11 protein-coding genes are annotated in these 19,137 nt (G+C 53.6%); 2 read left to right on the plus strand and 9 right to left on the minus strand.

All coding sequences use genetic code 11. The features are described from left to right. Positions 1–24: 24 nt before the first annotated feature. The 6 genes from JIN87_RS00585 to JIN87_RS00610 form a co-directional block, all read right to left on the minus strand. Entirely contained in the window at positions 25–3,003 is a 2,979-nt protein-coding gene (locus JIN87_RS00585) for a DUF4982 domain-containing protein (protein WP_200353552.1), read from the minus strand. Further along, complete coding sequence (locus JIN87_RS00590; RefSeq protein WP_200353553.1) at positions 3,000–3,800, minus strand: sugar phosphate isomerase/epimerase family protein; 801 nt, start codon at positions 3,798–3,800, stop codon at positions 3,000–3,002. Before JIN87_RS00590 ends, JIN87_RS00585 begins: the two co-directional genes overlap by 4 nt. Further along, complete coding sequence (locus tag JIN87_RS00595; RefSeq protein WP_200353554.1) at positions 3,801–5,549, minus strand: sodium:solute symporter family protein; 1,749 nt, start codon at positions 5,547–5,549, stop codon at positions 3,801–3,803. A 66-nt stretch (positions 5,550–5,615) separates the two neighbouring features. After that, entirely contained in the window at positions 5,616–6,626 is a 1,011-nt protein-coding gene (locus tag JIN87_RS00600; RefSeq protein ID WP_200353555.1) for a hydroxyacid dehydrogenase, read from the minus strand. 22 nt (positions 6,627–6,648) lie between these two features. Beyond that, positions 6,649–8,262, minus strand: coding sequence for a DUF4955 domain-containing protein (locus JIN87_RS00605; RefSeq protein WP_200353556.1), 1,614 nt, complete (start codon positions 8,260–8,262; stop codon positions 6,649–6,651). Positions 8,263–8,386: 124 nt separating this feature from the next. After that, positions 8,387–10,711 (minus strand): TonB-dependent siderophore receptor, encoded by a 2,325-nt coding sequence (locus JIN87_RS00610; RefSeq protein WP_200353557.1) that lies wholly within the window; start codon positions 10,709–10,711, stop codon positions 8,387–8,389. A gap of 289 nt (positions 10,712–11,000) precedes the next feature. On the opposite strand from JIN87_RS00610, the gene JIN87_RS00615 reads away from it, so the two are divergent. After that, a complete protein-coding gene (locus JIN87_RS00615; protein ID WP_200353558.1) occupies positions 11,001–12,077 on the plus strand; it encodes a LacI family DNA-binding transcriptional regulator in 1,077 nt (358 codons plus the stop codon). An 11-nt stretch (positions 12,078–12,088) separates the two neighbouring features. Here JIN87_RS00615 and JIN87_RS00620 read toward each other — a convergent pair whose 3' ends face one another. Together JIN87_RS00620 and JIN87_RS00625 are read right to left on the minus strand one after the other, a co-directional pair. Further along, a complete protein-coding gene (locus tag JIN87_RS00620; RefSeq protein WP_200353559.1) occupies positions 12,089–13,486 on the minus strand; it encodes a rhamnulokinase in 1,398 nt (465 codons plus the stop codon). Positions 13,487–13,545: 59 nt separating this feature from the next. Continuing rightward, positions 13,546–14,784, minus strand: a complete 1,239-nt coding sequence (locus tag JIN87_RS00625) for an L-rhamnose isomerase (protein WP_200353560.1) — start codon at positions 14,782–14,784, stop codon at positions 13,546–13,548. Between the two features lie 112 nt (positions 14,785–14,896). Here JIN87_RS00625 and JIN87_RS00630 point away from each other — a divergent pair, with 112 nt between their 5' ends. Further along, on the plus strand, positions 14,897–15,820 hold the full coding sequence (locus JIN87_RS00630; protein WP_200353561.1) for an AraC family transcriptional regulator: 924 nt from the start codon (positions 14,897–14,899) through the stop codon (positions 15,818–15,820). An 85-nt stretch (positions 15,821–15,905) separates the two neighbouring features. On the opposite strand, the gene JIN87_RS00635 is transcribed toward JIN87_RS00630, so the two are convergent. Beyond that, positions 15,906–19,124, minus strand: coding sequence for a glycoside hydrolase family 2 TIM barrel-domain containing protein (locus JIN87_RS00635; RefSeq protein ID WP_200353562.1), 3,219 nt, complete (start codon positions 19,122–19,124; stop codon positions 15,906–15,908). Between the last annotated feature and the right edge of the window lie 13 nt (positions 19,125–19,137).

Genomic DNA, 19,137 nt, shown 5'->3' on the forward strand with positions numbered 1-19,137 from the left:
CCGAGACTGGCTTCTAGATGAAGTTCAGACGTCCGATACCGTCTCCGGCACAAAGATAACCGAATACATGCGGCATTCGTCAGGGCCGACCTCCCGATTCGATCCAAGCGTCACAGATTCGTTCTTCTCAAGTTTCCGCCCATAAAGAACAAGGCGAGCGTCATTCAATTCAAGAGCAGGTCGCGCCTGCATTCGCCCCACAAAGCCCGTATCCAGTTTTTCGTACGCCTTCAGCCATCCAGGGGTTGATAAACGGTCGTCATGGGCGATGTAGAGCGTGCCCCTCTCACTAACAGAAAAGTCCATCAGGTCCACCGCTTCGTACAGTTTTTCCCCGTCAGAGGTCTGGATATAGTCTGCCCCACGCATGAACTCAGGAATCTCCTCGAAATAGTCATCGCAATCGACGTAGGGCTGAAGTCCGTCCTCGGCATTGCTCATGACCGGTAGCGACAGGCGCGTACCAGAATACGAGAAACCTTTGATGTAGTTTCCTTCGCTTTGCTCAAAACTCACTCCATCCATCTCCTCGTCCACTAGCTTCAGTTCCCCCGAGGATAAGTCATATGGCATCGCCGAAGGAGAGACGCCAACCCCGCTCTCAACCCCAACCTGCCCCGCCTCGAGCACAACGCTAGCGGGCTCCAAACCGCTACCCCGAGCAGTAAGCTCGATCCGGCCTGCCTCTCGTGTCGAGCGAACCGCGACGCGATTGATCCCGCATTCCAAATCCAAATACAAATGGTTCGTCGAATGCTCTTTCCCGCTGTTGTAGCCACCTCTCCAGACCGCCGGACCAGCAAGGTCGAATTCAACTCGTTGCTGAAACGTCGGGTGGCGGCGTCCTTCTGAATCAACCGCCTCCACATCAAATAAGGCGACATCTGAACCGTCGGCCATGAAGCCCTCAGGACCAACGATCGGGGTCACTCTCAGGGCGACAGCAGTCGCGACAGTCTCCTTCCTTTGCCTCGCCTGCTCGTTCCCCTCCCCGTCGTAGGCCACCACTTCCACCTCTCCAGCTTCCCATCGAATCGAATCAAAAGTGAAGAGGTATTTGTAGCTCATCTTGCCAAAACCGCGCGACTCGCCATTCACAAACAGCTCCACCTCGGAACAATTGGATACGACGTAGAGCGGCTTTTCAGTCACACGATCCAACGGATAGGTCCAATGCCCAATGAGGTGAACTTGCGGCTCCCAATGAAACAGAGCCCTGCAAGCATAGAACGCCTCCTTGGGCAATCGAACCGCGTCGACGACCCCGCTCGCCCGCGTCACTTCGCAGTCGTTTCGTCCACCACTCGTCGAATCGGAAAAGATCCAGTTCGCCCCGCCACAGTGATTAGAGGCGCCCAGGCGACGAACGAACTCGACAACCTGGTTCACTGCGAACGACTCGCTGGTCAACTCATACTCCTGCTTCCTCGGAACCTTGTATCCAAAATCTGGTGGAGAATAGTCGTCCCAAACGCGCCTCGGGCACTCCTCCCGATTGTACTCCCCCTCCACGACCGGCTTATCGCGAAATTTGTGCCCGCCTTGGGTCCCGATCTCGATGTCGCTATAATCGATCGTTACCTTACTCGGCCGACGATGCGCGTAGGCTCGCTTTCCATGAGGATCGAACCGGTCACAGTAGGAGCGAAGCTGCTTCACATGCGGAAGCGAAACGGCTTGATTGCCCCCCTCCCACACAAGAATGGACGGGTGATTACGGAAATACACGACAGCATCCCTAAACGCCTGGGCGCGCACATCCCAAGAGTGTCCTTCCAGATCCCCCTCGCCATCAACTCCTGGCTGGATAGTAATCAGGCCCAATCGATCTGAAGACTCAAGCTGCCCCGGTGAACCAGCAGTATGCCCCCAACGCACCATGTTCCCTCCCGCTTCGCGCATCTGATTCATCGTATAGAAATGCATCCAATCCGGAAACGCATTTCCAAGGCCCGCCCACTCATTCGTAGACTTCTGACCCCAGCCTTGCAGCTTCATACTGCGACCATTCATCAAGAAACCACGATCTGCCGTGAACTCCCAAAACCGGATTCCCAGCGGGGTATCAACTGTATCAACAACCCGACCGTCCACGAAAACGCGAGTCCGCGCCCTATACAGATAGGGGCGCTCGGGATCCCAAAGATTCGGATTCTCAATACGTCCTTCCGAACTCACGACTACGGTTTCACCACTCGAAAGCTGCGCGTTCTCTAAAAGTTCCAACACACAAAAACCAGCCGCATCCAATATCTCAGTACGAACTTCACATTTTCTGGAATCCTCGTATTCGTTTCGCAGTTCAATCTCCACGCCCACAAGCGCATGATCAGGACTCACCTCGGGCGTGTAAACGTACGTACCAACCGTCTCCAGGTTATTGTAGAGCGGCAAGGTCACGTGCAACTTGTCCATCACGTGCAAATAGACATTGCGGTAGATTCCACCATGTGCGGGATGCCAGTGCGGATTATTCCAGGAAACCCGGGCGCCTCCCTCGTAGCTGGACCACTTGATCTCCCCTTCCTCGTCCGATACAAACGAGTTATCGCACATCACTACCAACACATTCTCGCCTTCCACCTTCAGATGCGGGCTCAGGTCAAAGCCGAAGGGCAAGAATCCATTTTCGCACTTCCCCAGAAAAACGCCGTTGAGGAAAACCTCCGCTAACTGGCGAACTGCCTCAAACTCGACAAAAACCTTCTTGTCGCGAGCGGATTCAGGCAACCGAAACGTCTTCCGGTACCATGTCCGCCCCGACCATTGCTCTCGTTCACCCGAGTGATTACGCGACTGGAAATGAGCGAACGTATCCACATCGTTGTAGGTATGCGGAGCGGAAACAAGCTCCCAACTCTTGTCATCGAAGTCCTCGGACTCCGCCCCTTCGACATCCGCCTGGAGAAACCTCCAGTCCTGGTTGAAACTCAAGCGTCGTTGAGCCAAGCCCGCGCCTTCACCACTCGTCACGCCCTTCAAAACGACCGCGTCCACGCTCACCCTTCGCTCCCCTCCAACAAGCCTTTCAACACAGATGTGTCTTCGGAGAACTGCTCCAAGCAATCCCCAAGCACAAACTCCAACATAGCATAACGATCCCCTGCCAAGGTTCGCAGTTTCTGGATGTATGCAGCCCAGCGTTCCCTTCCTTCCGACAACGGACGACGGTCTACCGAAAAGCCATCCTCCTGAAGCAGCCAGTGAAAGACATGCACATTGGAAATTCGATCTCCCAAGATCGATATATCCTCCAAGTTCCCCGCTAGATCAACACCATGACGAGGCTGCCAATACGAATAGAGATTACGACGGCCTAACTCCTCAATCAACTCAACCGTGCTATCCGCCGTATCAGCAAGCGTATTACGATGAAACTCCAAATGCACCGTCATTCCGAAATCCGCAGCCTTGTCGCAAAACGAAGACAGACAACGCCTAACCTCATCACGATACTCGATCGAGGCTAACGCGCTCGCTTGCCGCCCCGCCCAGACTCGGATGGAGCTCACTCCCAAGGTCCGAGCAGTTTCCAGAACCGGATCAGCCCCTCGATTCCAGCTGAACTGCCCGCTGCCACCTGCCTCCTCGTCGCACGGATAATACGAACCGTAGCTCGCGCAGATCAGGCCACTGCTTTCGCACAGCTCCCTCACAGACCTAGCTCTTTTCAGATCGCCAGGAGGTACATGCTCGTTCCCAACCCACTCAACCGCCGAGATTCCGTGGGCTAGCAATGTCTCGACCACTTCTTCCGGAGCGCTGGAGCGCAGGGTCACTGAGTTAACGGCAGCCTTCATCTACTTTCTTCGATCTCCCTTCTTCAATGCGTAACCAATAACGATCAACACGCCTCCGCAAAACAGAAACGACACACGCCCGATCAGCGGGTTAGGAATCAAAGCCAACAGGGCGACAAAGGCACCGTAAATGAGAGATAACATCCCCAATGCGCTCCCCTGATTCGAGTCCATCGCTTCCGAGCCATCTTCCTCGGCTTCCACCGGCGTATCCAGGTTTGTGAACAAACTATTCAACTCATCAGCACGTTTCCCCTCTGGTTCACGACAAAACAGCGTTGTCGACAAAAAGAAGACCGTTCCAACGAACAGGTTGATCACCACGCCAAAAATCAGAGTGATATCCTTCGCTTCGCGACCCGAGAAATCGACTTCCAAGCCAAGCAGCCCCGACAGCCACTCGGCATCCAAGTTCGTCTTCACCAGGAAGGACGTTAGCAAACCTACCAAAATAGAGACCCAACTCGCCCAGTCCGGGACTCGCTTGATCACGATTCCCCAGATCAAAGGCACCTGCATTGGAATCGCTACCAACGCGCCAAACTGCAACATCAGGTCAAAGAGCCCGATCTCCTTCATCTTGCTGAACTGAATACCCGCCAGAATGATCGAGGCCCCGAAAACGAGCGTTGAAATCTTACCCGCTAGAAGCAGCTCTCGCTCGCTCGCCTTCGGACGCAGTAGCGGGTAGTAGAAATTTCGCACAAAAATCCCCGAGTTACGGTTCAACCCACTATCCATCGAAGACATCGTCGCCGCAAAAATGCCGGACAGCAAAAGCCCCAACATTCCAACTGGCAGCGTTTGAATACAGATCGCCACGTACGCCGCTTCAGAACCGTTTTTCAGCTGAGGAAAAACAGAGTCCAGATCTGGATACAATATAGCCGAGGCCATCGGCGGAATAAACCAGACCACTGGGCCAATGATAAACAAAGCCGATGCCAACAAAGCCGCCCTTCGGGCATGCCAAGTGTCTTTCGCGCAGAGATAGCGAGACGCATCCATCAGATTGTTTGTAGAGGCAAACTGCTTCACAATGATCACAATTATCCAGACCCAGATCAATGCCGGGTAATTCGTACCGCCCCCAAGGAAGCGATCCGCCGGAAACCTCTCTACCAGCTCGCTCACACCGCCCACTTCCTCCAGCGCGAAAAAGGCCGCCACCACCGAGATCGGCATCAAGACCAAGACCTGCATAAAGTCCGACGCCACCACGGCCCAACTTCCCCCAGTTACGGAAAGGATCAACACCACCGATCCAGTGATCAGGATCGTCGTCTCAATATCGAATCCGAAGACCGCCGCGAAAAATACGCCAAGCCCATTCAGCCAGATCCCAGCATACAAGGTTCCAATCGGCAACTGCAGCCAAGTGAACACCTGCTCCGAGGTCTTGCCAAAACGCTGCCGCATAGCCTCAACCGCCGTAATGACACGCAACTGACGGAACTTCCCAGCGAAATACAGATAATTGCAAAGGAAGCCGACCGCATTACCAAAGAAAATGACCAAGATCAGCAATCCGTCCTGATACGCCTTACTCGCCGCCCCGGTAAACGTCCAAGCACTGAACTGAACCATGAAGGCGCTACTCCCGGCCATCCACCAAACCATCTGGCCTCCACCCCGAAAGTAGTCGCTCGTATTCGTAATGTAGTTACGAAAAAAGACGCCAATCCCCACCATAAACAGGAAGTAGAAGGCAACTACGCCATAATCAAAATAACTGAGACTTATATCCATTCTATCAATATCCTAGCGGTTTCGCCCACAGACCTTTGCAGCGACCACATTCCTCACTTCGCCAACTCAGGTGCTCCGATCGTAAATATCCGTAGTAACGATCGAGCTCACGGCCTCCCCGTTGAGGAACCTCGCAACATTGTCATGTGCATGATCTCCCGCATCACGCCTGCGATCGGTCGTCGGTCCCGCGATGTGCGGCAACATCACGATGTCATAGCAGCCTCGAAACGGATGATCCTTCGGCAAGGGCTCAACTGAATACACATCGACGCCTGCCTTGATATGCCCATCGTTTACCACCCTCAAAAGAGCTTCCTCATCAACAAGCTCGCCACGAGCCACATTTACGAAGATCCCCCCTCGCGTCATGGAACGAAGCAAGCTCTCGTTCACGACCTTCACACGTTCTGGGATCAAAGCCTCCAGTTCGAACACCACATCGCGATCTCGAAACAAATCTTCCACCGAGTCGGCTGAAGAAACGCCATCAGCCTTGAAAACCTCAGCAGGAACACCATCCGAATAGACCACGAGCTCGCAGTTAAACGGCTTCAGCAAAGCGATCAAAGCCCGAGCGATACTACCGTATCCATGAATGCCGACACGCTTCTCAAATAAGGATCGCGTTGTCGTCGTATCATCTTTCCAACCACCACAATCGTGCATCTGACGATTCCAATGAGCCAAATTGCGACAACAGGAAATGGCCAAAAACAATGCGCATTCAGCTATTGTCCGACTGATGGACGCCCCCCAGTTACTTACCAACAAACCATCTTCAATCAAAGACCTGGGGACGACCTTCCTCACCGATCCCGCCAAATAGCAAACGTACTTCAGATGAGGACAGACCTCTCGCAAGGCGTCCTCCGGCAATCGACTCATCTTCCAGCCTGCCACAATAATTTTCGGATTCACCTCGGCCAGCAGAGCGCGCCATTCCTCGGCACCCATGTCCCGGCAATCGACAACACGGCAATCCCCCAAAAGCGACTTCAACGCTTCGAAGCGACCCTCCGGAAAAAACGTGTCGATCTCGACCTCGGTCAAAACCAATATACTCTTAACACTCATACAGATTGTATCATCCCCTCAACTACTTCTTGGACTCCGCGTTCCATCGCTCCAGTTCTTCAACGAGAAAACCAGGCACACCCCCTGTTCGTTCCATCAACTGAGCTTCAAACAAAGACAGTGGATCAACCCTTTTCCCTAAACTCTCGACCAGTCCCATATTCTCTAAATTGAACTCAGTCTCAACGCCGTGGAATCCCACGAACACAGGTTCGAGAAAAAGGTCGCGATCATCAAACTCCCCGCTTCTCCAAAAATCGAATTTCGGCTCCTTGCCTCCTGTCCGCTTAAAATTCCAAACTACCAAACCTCGCATATGGTTAGGCATTCCCGCCATAGGACCGCCACTACGGCCATAGCGCCAACCACCTGAGCACGCATCCAACAGAGTCGCGTACGGAAACGTAGAGTGAGCGTCAAAGGAACTCTTTGAACCGTAGTCATACCTCCAATACACTGTACTAGCACTTTGGTAACCAACGCTCGGCCCATGAAAGTGCCCAGCCTGGTCCGATGAAAGCCCGACCAAAACCCCATACCCACCACGAGCCTGCACGCCATGATGCCCTGGAGTACCGGTCAAACGCGTCCGAAAAACTGAAAAAGCCGAACACGCGCTCATCTTCAATGCGTAGTTCCAGTTCTTAAACTCGACATCCCGTATCCATCCGTTTCTCACATTCTTCAGATACAAGGCACTCCACCCCCCATCATCCAAGGCGCTGCGATGATGCACAAAGTCGCCCTTCCAGTCACCCGTTAGACGCATGCCTTCCAAACCAACTTCCTCAAGAGCCGGATAACTACACAGCGTCCAATCATGAGCGTCTTCGACATCAACCTGCAGAGGCTCCTTAAATCGAACCGCTTGACCGTCTATCGCGACCACTTGATGCCTTTCCGCGACCTGCACTCCCTGAGTCCAGCTCCTCTCCCATTCCTTCCGCGGCGTACGCCCTCCAAAAAAGAGCTTAATCGCCTTGGGATCGCTTAAACGAAGCGTAATCCAGTCTCCAACCGAAAGCTTAGACGCGTCCGCAACCCGTATCTCGAACTGCCCCTTTTTCGCTCTTCCAATCAATTTGGTGAGCGTTTTCTCCTGAGTGCTTTTCGGCGATACTTCGATCATGAACGGAGTCGAATACATCTTCCCCGGAACCTCAGGCTCTAGATGTCTAGGCCAGTAGAGTTCGGTCCCCTCAAGCCCCGACCCCATTCCCTTCAGGACAACATTCGAAGCAGCAAGCCTGAGTCGCTTCTCAATGCCACCTTCACTATTCATGAGATACCTACCGCCTTCAAACAACACGACACCACCACCGGCTTTGCTAGCGGCATCGATCGCCCCTTGCACCGCCATCAAATCCAGCTTCCCGTCATCCGGAATCGCCCCAAAGTCGCGAACAAGAAACGCAGGGCCGTCGACCTCCGGAATCGGACGCTCGGAATAATGGTAACCCGCAAAAGAGAAATCCGGCAGGACGGCCTCCTCTCCGACGCCTCGCGTCTCGAGAAAATTCGCCCAGCTCTTGGGCATCGCAGCTCTGCCTATCTCTTGCTCTTCGCAACCTCCCAACAAGACAGCCAGAGAAAAGACAAGAGCGATCAGCCTGTACGTTGAAAATGAAGCACGCATTTCGTCCAACTAAACGAGTTCCAGCCAATGGTCTACCCAACAGTAGGATAAACCGGGATAAAAAGATGCCTTCCTCTTACGGAAGGCATCTGAAAACACTAACCCAGATCGGTCAGCCCCCAAATTACATTTTCACGCGGTAACGTAGGATGAAACGCTGCTCATCACCACGCTTGGCATCACCGCGTATATAGTCCTCATCAAAGAGGTTCTTCGCAGTCACTTGCACGGTGTGCTTCGCGTCATTGCCCCAACGGTAACCGATACCACCTTCTACAAGCGTGTAACCGTCCATGTAGAGCTTCCAGCGGCCACGGCTACGATCGCTCCAGCGAGACTCGCCTACATCGCGAACACCGAGCATATAGAATATACCGTCACCACTGCCGTACTTCATGACAACGTTAGCGCTGTAGTCAGGGATCTGAGCAACAGGAAGACCTGCGAGATTCTCATCTCCAACATCAACCATCTCCGAATCCACAAAACCAATACCGCCAGTAAAGCTAAGCTCCTTGTTGACCGCGTAGTTGAAGTCGAACTCGACACCGGTAGCATTTACGAGACCCGCTTGGCTCAAGTAGTTGAAGGTGTCGCCAGGATCTCCATGAGGAGAGCCTGCTGGATACTCACCCACCAAGTCGAGAACGATGTCCTCTCTATCCGTGTCGAAGTAAGCGAGAGTGAAGCTCAGCTTTCCTCCAACGCTGTCCCCCTTGATACCGACTTCATAGCCGTCACCCTTCTCAGCGTCAAATACCTCAGGAGTGATTGGAGCGCCGGTCACAGGATCCGTATCATTCGTCGCACGACGTGGGTTAAGGTTGAAGGAAGTGCTCTTGCTCGCATAGAGCATAAGCCCTTCGGCAATACGGTAGTTCACACCCAATTGGTAAGACTCTTGGTTCGTATCGCGAGTGGTTGGAGTGAATGAAGGATCATCCAATCCAAAGTAGGACGAATTGTCGCTTACCTCTTCCACAGACAGATCATCGTAGCGGAATCCCGCATTGAGGTTCAAGTCACCATCCAGCATCTTCAACTGGTTCGCAACGTAGATACCTTCGAACTTAGTGATGTTGTCGCGACCGCGGTCAACACGACCAAAACCACCTTCAACATCATTCGCCAACTCGAACGCCCGGTCACCAAGGAAGCTGTAGTCAGGATCCGATAGTGGCATTGTACGAGAAGGAGACTGATCAGTACGGTTGATACGCTTACGATCATCGACACGACGGAACTTGTTACGGTCGAAAGTCACGAGAAACCGTCCTTCAAGAGATTCGTTCGAGTACTCCTTGAGGAAATCAACCTGAAACGCGTCGCCACGCTCCCAAATACGGTGATGACGCAATTCGAGATCACGAAGAACACCTTCCTCCCAAACGACGTCGGAAGTGATTTCACTCGGGTCACGACCGTTCAATCGCAAGCGAACCTCACCCGGGTAGGCCGCACGCTCATTAAAGAAGCGGTTGAAGGTATTGAATCCAGCACGAACTGAGAACGTATCCGAAAACTGGTGAGAAAAGCGAACATCAGTGCTGTTGACAGTACGCTCGTTCAAGGCGTCTGGCCCCAACAAACTAAAGTCATAGAGCTCAGTCGCAAAACGGTAGTGCTGATCGTTCGTCGGCAAAGTGTCATCGCGCAAAGGAACGAGACCACGGTCTCTTAGCGTGTCGCGCTCGATGTACTCGCGCTCGAAGATAATCTCCGTTCTTTCAGTCGGGTTGTACTCGACAACGCCGGAGAGCGAAAGCTGGTCGCGTCCAGTAAAAGCAAAGTCGTCGCGATCATACCAGGCACCATCCAAGCGATAGAGCCACTTCTTGTCCTCGGTAATCGGACCTGTAGTGCCAATCGCATAACGCTGATAGCTATCGGTTCCGAGCTCGATCGAGAACTCCTGCTCAGGAGTTTCGGAAGCGGACTTTGTAATGACATTGATCATACCACCTGGGTCGATCTTGCCGTAGGAACCAGCCGCGGGCCCCTTGATCACTTCCGCACGAGAGATCGTTACGCGATCAACCAATCCAAGTCGGGTAAAGCCGTTACGCATCTGATTGTTCTGCTTGAATCCACGAAGCTGATACCAACCTTCAACCTCATCACCCGCAAACGAGCTCACATAAGCGAACTGGTCGTCAAGAGAGTCAGCGTTGAAGTCTTCAAGGAATTCGTTGGTAACAACGTTCACCGAGTAAGGCAGCTCCGCGATCTTAGTGCGGATACGAGAACCCGAAATGGACTCCGCAGCGTGGTAGCCGCTTTCGCCAGTGGAGCTCACCTCGAATGGGCTGAGTTCGAAAACCTCCTCTTCGTCAGTGCTCTGAGCGAAACTAGGATTGGTCGCGCCGATTGTCAGAGCCAATCCAAACATGATCGGGCTCGAAAAGGAGCGCTTCACGCCCCTCGCATGTGTTCTGTAAGGTAGTAACATCGTTTGTTCTGGTTAGGGTATAATCAGGTGCCAGTCCCGGCGGGATGGCCGAAGCGAGAACGCGCTTCGATTTGCAGCGGCGATAAGCCAAGCGTCTTTGGTATCACCAAATTACTACCTCGGGTCAATTATAAATTGATAATTATGAATTTTTAATATGATATTATGAACCACAACTCCCCTACCCAGCCGGTTCATAAAAAGAACGTCAGGATGCCGATCCCGTTTAACTCGACTCTTGCAAGTTAATAATTTGGAGAACTATTAATAATCAATTCAGCAAGTTCCCATGAGCAATCGCCCTCGAAAACGCATTTCCCAGTCCGCCATAGCCAAAGAAGCTGGCTGCTCCCAATCACTCGTGTCCATGGTCCTGAACGGCCGTACCCAAGGGATCTCAGAGGAGACCTACCGTCGCATCCGGGAGATCGCCCTGAAAAACGGCTACAGCCTGCCTGGCATGAAAGCCGACGCTAACGGTACCAGCGACGGCATCAAATCAGTCGGCTACATCCTCCGCTCTCCCCTCAAGCTCGCCAATAAGAGCAACTTTTTCAGCCATGTCCACCAAGGCCTGCACGAGACGCTCGTAAGCGAACGCATCAAGACCGTTTACCTGGGCTCAGAGGACGATTTAGCCTCCAATCCGGAGGAACTCGCCAGCCTCGTATCTGATAATATTAAAGCGATCGCCATCATGGGCGAAGTCGCCCCCCACTTCCTTGATGAGCTCAAGGCCCTCAAGCGCCAGCTCATCTACATCTCCGCTCGCGCCCCCGGTACCTGTCACTCAATCCTTTCAAACGAAGGCGACTCCGCTCAACTGCTCGTTGATCGACTCTACGAACTGGGTCATCGCAACTTCGCCTGGATCGGAGGCAACTATCCATCAAGCGTTCACGACGACCGACTCGCCGCCTTCGAAAAGGCGCTGGACACCCACTCGCTCAAGCTCGACCCCAAATTCCTGATACACACGAAACGGGCCGACAGAAACGAAGGCTATGACGCAGCTCACAAGATCTGCCAGTCCGTCGCAAGCAAGGACGAACTGCCAACCGCATGGCTGTCACTAAACGCCCTCATGGCTCGCGGCGCCATCAACTACCTCTTCCAATCAGGATACAAGGTCCCCAGCGATGTCAGCATCGCAGCCTACGACATGACACGTGTGTGCGAAGAAGAACGCCCCGGCATCACCTCCGCTGGAGCCGACCCAGAAGCCATGGGAGCGGAAGCCGCACGCATCATCCTCCAATTCTGCGAACGCGGCAATATCCCGCTCATGGACCTCACCCTGCAAAGCGCGATCGTGGAGCGCGAGACGACTGGCCCTGCTCGCACACCAGCCGAGGCAGGCGCTTAGCCGCTCCTCCCCTAATCGAACTGCTTCGCCAACCCTTTCCGGAACTCCGATACGGAATCTATCGCTCCCAGAGCCTTGAGTTGATAGGCCGCGTTCCCAATCACCGCAGCCTCCGTTGGATAAGCATAAACGGGACACCCGCTCCGCTCGTTCAGAGAGCGACACAACAACTCGTTTTTCGCTCCGCCTCCGATCAAAACGATTCGCGGATACCGACGCCCCAGAGCCGACTCGAATTCCTTGAGCGCCGCAGCGACGCTTTCGGCGATCGACTCGTATACAAGACGTAAATACGCCGCCAAGCTAGCAGGCAATGGCAATCCTCTAGATTTCAACTGAGCGTCGATCGCTTCCCTCATGTCACTGGGATTAAAAAGGCTCGAATCCCCCGTATCCAAAACCTCACCCGGGACCGGCTCCACTTCAACATTGTGCAGCAGGCTGCTCCAATCCTGTTGAGATTGCGGGTGAACGCCAAAGCTATCAAACAGACGCTCCACCATCCAAAGGCCAAGCAGGATTTTCGTAGGCCTCAAACCACCATCCCCGCAACGCTCGTGAGAGATACCCTTTTGCAACCCAAGCTCAGTCGGGAACGGCTTATCGGAAAACGCTCCGGCCAACACCCATGTCCCCGTACTCACAACGAAGTCATCCTCAGTAGCTCCAGGAGCCCCTTCGAAGGCGCAGGACGTATCATGCCCGGGCACGAGCGACACTGACAAACCTTCCAGCCCCTTTTCTGACTCAACCGAACCAAGCACCTTTCCACACTTGCTAGGTTCGCTAAACCAATCCTGAGGGATGCCCATGCGATTCAAGGTCTCGGCATCAAAACCGCCACCGTCGAGAGAGAGCAACTGAGAGGTACTCGCGATGGAAACCTCGTTCTCCTTGGCTCCACTGAGCAGGTAGTTGACGTAGTCAGGCAAAAACAGGCAACGCTCCACCGAGTCCCGCAAAGCAGGCATAGCAGAAAGCGTCTCCTTTAACTGTATCGAACTGTTGTAGACGACCGGCGGAATCCCCGTCCTCGCATAGAGTTCCGCAGCTTCCTCCGATTCCCGATCTGGCATGAGCAATCGTGTGCGCTCATCCCTATAGCTATAGATGGGATGGGCCAGCCGGCCATCCTTCAGCAACAAAGCATGGTCGACACCCCAAAAATCCAAACCGCAAGACGCAAGCTTCGGCTCGGCTTCACGCGCCAGTCGCAGCCCGTCAGTAATTTCCCGATACAAAGCCCCCATCTCCCAATAACAATGGGATCCGAGGCTCGCAAAACTATGACGAAAGCGGTGAGACTCAGACATCTCAAGATGCTCGCCATCCCATTTGGCCACAAAGACCCGTCCGCTCGTAGCGCCCATATCCACGGCCGCTACAGAGACCGATTTTGACTTACTCATATCTGTACTAGCAATATACGCAGAGAATCCTCTGTACCAAGCTCAAGCCTAGGCAAAGACTAGCGCTTGGAAAGAACAGCGGTCTCGTACTCCTTGACCGCACCTAAAAGTTCAAGCTCTCCAGGAGCTCCCTGCCGGCGGCAGAACTCCTCCCAAACTACGCTCCATGGAAGCGCCTTGTTGATTTCAAGCAATCCAAGGCGGGTCGTATAGTCTCCCGCCAACTCCGCCTCACGAAGTTTTTCGGCAGGCTCCAAAAGAGCGAGCAAGAGAGACTTCTGGGCGGCACGTGTTCCGATCGCCCACGCTGCGATTCGATTGATGGAAGCGTCGAAGAAGTCCAGCCCAATGTGAGTGCGATCCAACACGTCACAGCGAACAAGTTCCTGCATGATCGCTTGGGTCTGGTCATCCATTAGCACAACGTGGTCACTGTCCCAACGAACCCCGCGAGATACGTGTAGCAACAATTCCGGTACATACATCATGACCGAAGAAATCTTATCCGCGATCCCTTCAGTAGGATGGAAGTGCCCTGCATCCAAGCAAAGAGCCGTCTGCTCACGCTGAGCGTAGCCCATATAAAACTCGTGCGACCCCACCACAAAGCTCTCAGAACCAATACCGAAAAGCTTACACTCGACCGCATCAATGTTGTGAGACGGATCCAACTTCTCGGACAAAATCTCGTTCAAGCTAGTCTCGAGCCGACGACGGAAACTCAAGCGATCCGCAGGAAGGTCCTTCATACCATCAGGTATCCAAATATTGGTCACACACGGGCTTCCAAGTTGCTCGCCAATCGCCGCGCCAATCTTCCGGCTAGCCTGGCAGTGCTTAATCCAAAACTGACGCGTCTCCTCGTCGGGGCTGCTGAGCGTCAAACCATCGTCCGCTTTCGGATGGGAGAAACAAGACGGGTTGAAATCCATGCCAATCCCCTGTTTCTTACACCAGTCGATCCAGCTCTGGAAATGCTTCACTTCGATCTCATCGCGATCCACCTTTTCCCCGCCGAAGTCGCCATAAATAGCGTGCAAGTTCAGACGGTGATTTCCAGGAATCAGAGACAACGCTTGCTCCAAGTCCTGACGAAGCTCGTCAATCGTACGCGCCTTGCCTGGGTAATTGCCCGTGACAGCAAGACCGCTTCCCAATTCGCCCGCATCCGACTCAAAGCCAGCCACATCATCTCCCTGCCAGCAATGCAGCGAAATGGGAGTGGAAGCCATGACTTCCAATGCGCGCTCTACGTCCACGCCCAACTCGGCGTACTTCTCTTTAATTTGGTCAAACATAGGAAATTTAACAGGTATACCCCCAGAATACCGGATTTGCTGCCTGAGATAAAGTCACCTCCTGACATAAAACTTGCACTTTTTGACAAACAAAAGGACACTAAACGCATCCATGAAAATAGCTCCGGAGTCGTTCACACGCTACCTCCCCGTTAGCTCGCAATCGATCCGCTGGGGCTGGCACCTCATAGACGCAGGCAGACAACACGTGCCTCCTGGCTCTTCCTACCCGAGCGACGGGCACCCACTCAACTATCGCTTCGACAGCGACGGAGGACGCGTCTTGGACGAATTCCAAGTTGTATATATTGCCTCCGGAAAAGGACGGTTTTCTTCGCGCTCCGCGAAGGAAAAAGAGATAAAAACCGGCGACGCCCTCCTGCTTTTCCCCGGGGAATCCCACCGCTACCGCCCAGATCCCGCAACGGGCTGGAACGAGTACTGGCTCGGCTTCTCCGGAACAGACGCGACCCGCGTCATGGAAGCCTTCTTCTCCCCACGAGATCCAGTCCTTCGCTGCCAGCATACCGGCGAGCTGACACGTCTCTTCGACCAACTACTCCACTGGGTATCCAGCCCCACCGCCAGCTCGCCACAACTCCTCGCCAGCCACATCCCCATGATTCTGGCGTTCCTGAAAACCGGATCCAACGAACGCTCCGACGAAGCAGCCCTCGTCCAGCAGGCGAAAATGCAAATGCTGAGCGACCTTTCTAAACGCACCGACCTCCAAGCGATCGCCCGCGAACTAGGCACCAGCTACACGCACCTACGTTCCACCTTCAAAAAACACACCGGCTACGCCCCGAGAGAGTTTGAAAACATGATCAAGCTCAAGCGGGCCCACGACCTTCTTCTTTCCGGAAAATACAACGTTTCAGACACAGCTGAGGCCCTAGGCTTCAACTCCCTCCACTACTTCTCCCGAGCCTTTCGCAAGGCATACGGCCAATCCCCCAAGAGCTGGCTCAAGCAAAACGAAGCCTCCGCCAAACAACGTTTCCCCTCTCCGTCCACCAGAGAGACGTCGCCCTAGGAACAGAGCCTCAACCGAAAACACCAGCCAACGGGCACCCTTTAAAGCAAACGGCCGTTGGGACAACGGCCGCTACCGTTTAGCCCTACTGAAACGACATCGTAAAGCCGTATTCGTACTTTCCGGACGGGATCCGATACTTCTCGATCGCTTGAGATTTCGGACTCCAAGAATCGTTTCCACCAACACCAGCTTGGACCAAATCGATATTTACCGTGTTGTAGCCCTGGTAGACCAAATCGTACGGGTGCTTTGCTTCGTGCAGATTTTCCGCAGACCACGGCCAAACCGAGACGCTTAGATGCTGATCCCCATCGATACGCACCTCACCATCCTCGGAATCCTCCAAACAGAGCCAACGCACACCTGTTCGGTTACCGTTCTCCTGCGGACGAACGTATTCGACGATAAAGTCTGCGACGCTTCCGGAATAAACACCCACTTCGGCAGACTGAACGCGGTCGATGTAATTTTCCCACGGGCCCTTTCCAAAGAAAGTCATCTTGTCGTAATCGGACGCGACTCCCATCGCCATTCCAACACGCAAGAGATTCGGCAAAGTTTCATCGGCATCCAGGTCCATATTCACGTGAACAGAACCGTTAGCGGAAACCGTGTAAGAGATAGTCAAATCGACAGCGTCCTTGTATCGCTTCTTGGATACAACCTCGACAGAGCCCGAGGAGCGCTTTGAGACATCGACACTCACCGTTTCCATTCTGTCGGCGAGGCCATCCCAAACCGCATTGTGCTTATGAGGCTTCCACCCCCAAACTTCATTGTCATTCAGCGGACGCCAGAAGTTTGGCTTCATCTCTTCGGTTATGATCTTCTCGCCATCGAGCCTATACGAGCCCAACCAACCGGTCGACTTGTCTACACCGAGTTCGAAATTCTTTCCGGAAACGAGAATACGCCCACCCTTTTCCTCGAATGCGATCTTGCCCTTTCCTTGGTCGGAGTTGCTCGCAATCTTCGAGACAGGCAAGGCGAACTGCTCTTTCGCTAGCTCGAACCCAGCATCAGCCCAGAGGCTATCCTCCTTCGAATGCACGCTCATGCGCAGGAAATACTCGATACCCGCCTTCGGCTTGATTTTCGAGTACGGCACCTCAACTCGCAACACTCCATCCGGAGCGAGATCAAGAGAACCGAGAGAGCCCTCTTCGATCACATCACCGTTTTCGGAAACAGCCCAACGTACTTCGTATTCATTGAGGTTGGTGAAATTGAATCGGCTCAGCAACGAAACAGTCCCGGAGGAGAGATCCACCTCGTCGAAGATAATCGGCTGAAAAACGTACTTACATTCCCATGACTGCGGCTTGAGACTGCGATCTGAAGCGACAACACCGTTGATACAGAAATTGCTGGAGTTTGGCTTATCCCCAAAATCACCGCCGTAGGCGTAGAACATTTTTCCATCAGGTCCGATTTTCTCCACGCCTTGATCGATCCAGTCCCAAATGTATCCACCGATCAAATTCGGGTAGGAATACATCAGATCCCAATACTCTTTCAGGTTACCCAGTGAGTTCCCCATGGAGTGAGCATACTCGCAAGTAAGAATCGGGCGATCAATGTACGGACTACGAGCGAGATCCTCGAAATCATCCAATCGTGGATACATGCGGCTAATAACATCAACGAATGCAGGGTCAGTCGGATTCGCCATGGTCGCAAACGCCTCGAGACCATTGATGCTCTCAACCATGTTCTTCTTCAATGCAGGAGCAACGTAGGCCGGATGATTCGGATCGCCTTGCGCGCCCTCGTAGTGAATAAAACGTGTCGGGTCGAAATCCTTGGTCCAACCCGCAGCGGCCGCGAAACCAGGACCAGTGCCGGACTCGTTTCCGAACGACCAGGAAATGATGGACGGGTGATTCTTGTCTCGCTCGATCATTCTCACCACGCGCTCCAGAATCGAGTAAGTCCACTCCGGCATGTTTGCGAGCTGGCCTTTAACTCCGTGTGACTCGACGTTAGCCTCGTCCATCACATAGAGGCCATACTCGTCACAAAGCTCGTAAAAGTAGGGATCGTTCGGGTAATGCGAAGTGCGTACCGAGTTGAAGTTGAGCTGCTTGATCAGCTTCACGTCTTCCAAAATCTCCTCGCGTGTGACGGCCTTACCGTTTGTGGCGCTATGATCGTGGCGATTTACTCCAACGAGCTTCACCTCTTCCCCGTTGATGAGGAGCGGCCCGTCCTTGACCAATTCGACCTTGCGGAACCCTACCCGCTCACTGCGAGCTTCTACCAACTTCCCCTTCTTGTCCTTCAGGCTCAGGACCAGAGTATAGAGGTGCGGCTTTTCTGCAGACCACTTCATCGGCATTTTGACCTCACCTTCCATGAGGGCAAACGGCACGTTGTCGCGTTGGGGGTACTGCTCCTTGACAATCGACTTGAGGTCAATTGACAGAGGCTCCTCGAAAATAGATCCGCCATCTGGAGCGAACAATTGGGCCTCCAGGTTCCAGCCCTTGAAATTAGCATCGTTGAGCACGGTGATTTCAGGGCGGATCTGCAGCTTCGCATCCAAGAGACTCCGATCAAAAACGGTACGCACATGGAAATCGGACAGCGAGATTTCCGGCTCGGCTAGCACCAGCACCTCACGGTGGATCCCGCTCATTCGCCAGTGATCCTGGTCTTCCAAATAGCTGCCGTCGCTCCAGCGAATGACCTGAACTGCCAAGCGGTTCTTGCCCGCCTTAACATACTCAGTCACGTCAAACTCCGCCGGCAATCGGCTTCCCTGGCTGTACCCGACCTCTTCGCCGTTCACCCAAACGGTCATGGCCGAAGACACGCCACCAAAATGCAAAATGATGCGTTTTCCATCCCACTTCTTAGGAAGGTCGAACTCCCGCACGTAAGTGCCCACCGGATTGTCGGTGTCGATCTTCGGCAGCTTGACTGGGAAAGGATAGACCGAGTTCGTGTAGATCGGGATTCCGTAGCCCTTCATCTCCCAGTTGGATGGAACCGAGATATCGTCCCAAGCGGATACATCCGCATCCGCCTGCCAGAAGTTTTCCGCCTTATCGTCGATTCGCTCCGCGAAATGGAACTTCCACTCCCCATCGAGGGAGAGCATCGCCGCCTTCGAGCGATCGTAGCTTCGAGCATCCTCGACAGAATTGTACGAATACGAGGTGGCTCGGGCCGGCAATTTAGCACGTCCGATGACCTGTTCGTTCTCCCAATCATTGAGACGCGACGAAGCCACCGACGACGCTGCTAAAACACACGCCGACACGATTACAGAAAGAGATGTTCGAATCGTTCGATTCATAGATGATATACCA

It is taken from the genome of Pelagicoccus mobilis (assembly GCF_016595505.1).
GTDB classification, from domain to species: domain Bacteria; phylum Verrucomicrobiota; class Verrucomicrobiia; order Opitutales; family Opitutaceae; genus Pelagicoccus; species Pelagicoccus mobilis.

Bases quoted from the DNA above. Each gene is read 5' to 3' on its own strand.
- JIN87_RS00590 (WP_200353553.1), bottom strand. From the start codon at position 3,800: ATGAAGGCTGCCGTTAACTCAGTGACCCTGCGCTCCAGCGCTCCGGAA.
- JIN87_RS00595 (WP_200353554.1), bottom strand. From the start codon at position 5,549: ATGGATATAAGTCTCAGTTATTTTGATTATGGCGTAGTTGCCTTCTAC.
- JIN87_RS00600 (WP_200353555.1), bottom strand. From the start codon at position 6,626: ATGAGTGTTAAGAGTATATTGGTTTTGACCGAGGTCGAGATCGACACG.
- JIN87_RS00605 (WP_200353556.1), bottom strand. From the start codon at position 8,262: ATGCGTGCTTCATTTTCAACGTACAGGCTGATCGCTCTTGTCTTTTCT.
- JIN87_RS00610 (WP_200353557.1), bottom strand. From the start codon at position 10,711: ATGTTACTACCTTACAGAACACATGCGAGGGGCGTGAAGCGCTCCTTT.
- JIN87_RS00615 (WP_200353558.1), top strand. From the start codon at position 11,001: ATGAGCAATCGCCCTCGAAAACGCATTTCCCAGTCCGCCATAGCCAAA.
- JIN87_RS00620 (WP_200353559.1), bottom strand. From the start codon at position 13,486: ATGAGTAAGTCAAAATCGGTCTCTGTAGCGGCCGTGGATATGGGCGCT.
- JIN87_RS00625 (WP_200353560.1), bottom strand. From the start codon at position 14,784: ATGTTTGACCAAATTAAAGAGAAGTACGCCGAGTTGGGCGTGGACGTA.
- JIN87_RS00630 (WP_200353561.1), top strand. From the start codon at position 14,897: ATGAAAATAGCTCCGGAGTCGTTCACACGCTACCTCCCCGTTAGCTCG.
- JIN87_RS00635 (WP_200353562.1), bottom strand. From the start codon at position 19,124: ATGAATCGAACGATTCGAACATCTCTTTCTGTAATCGTGTCGGCGTGT.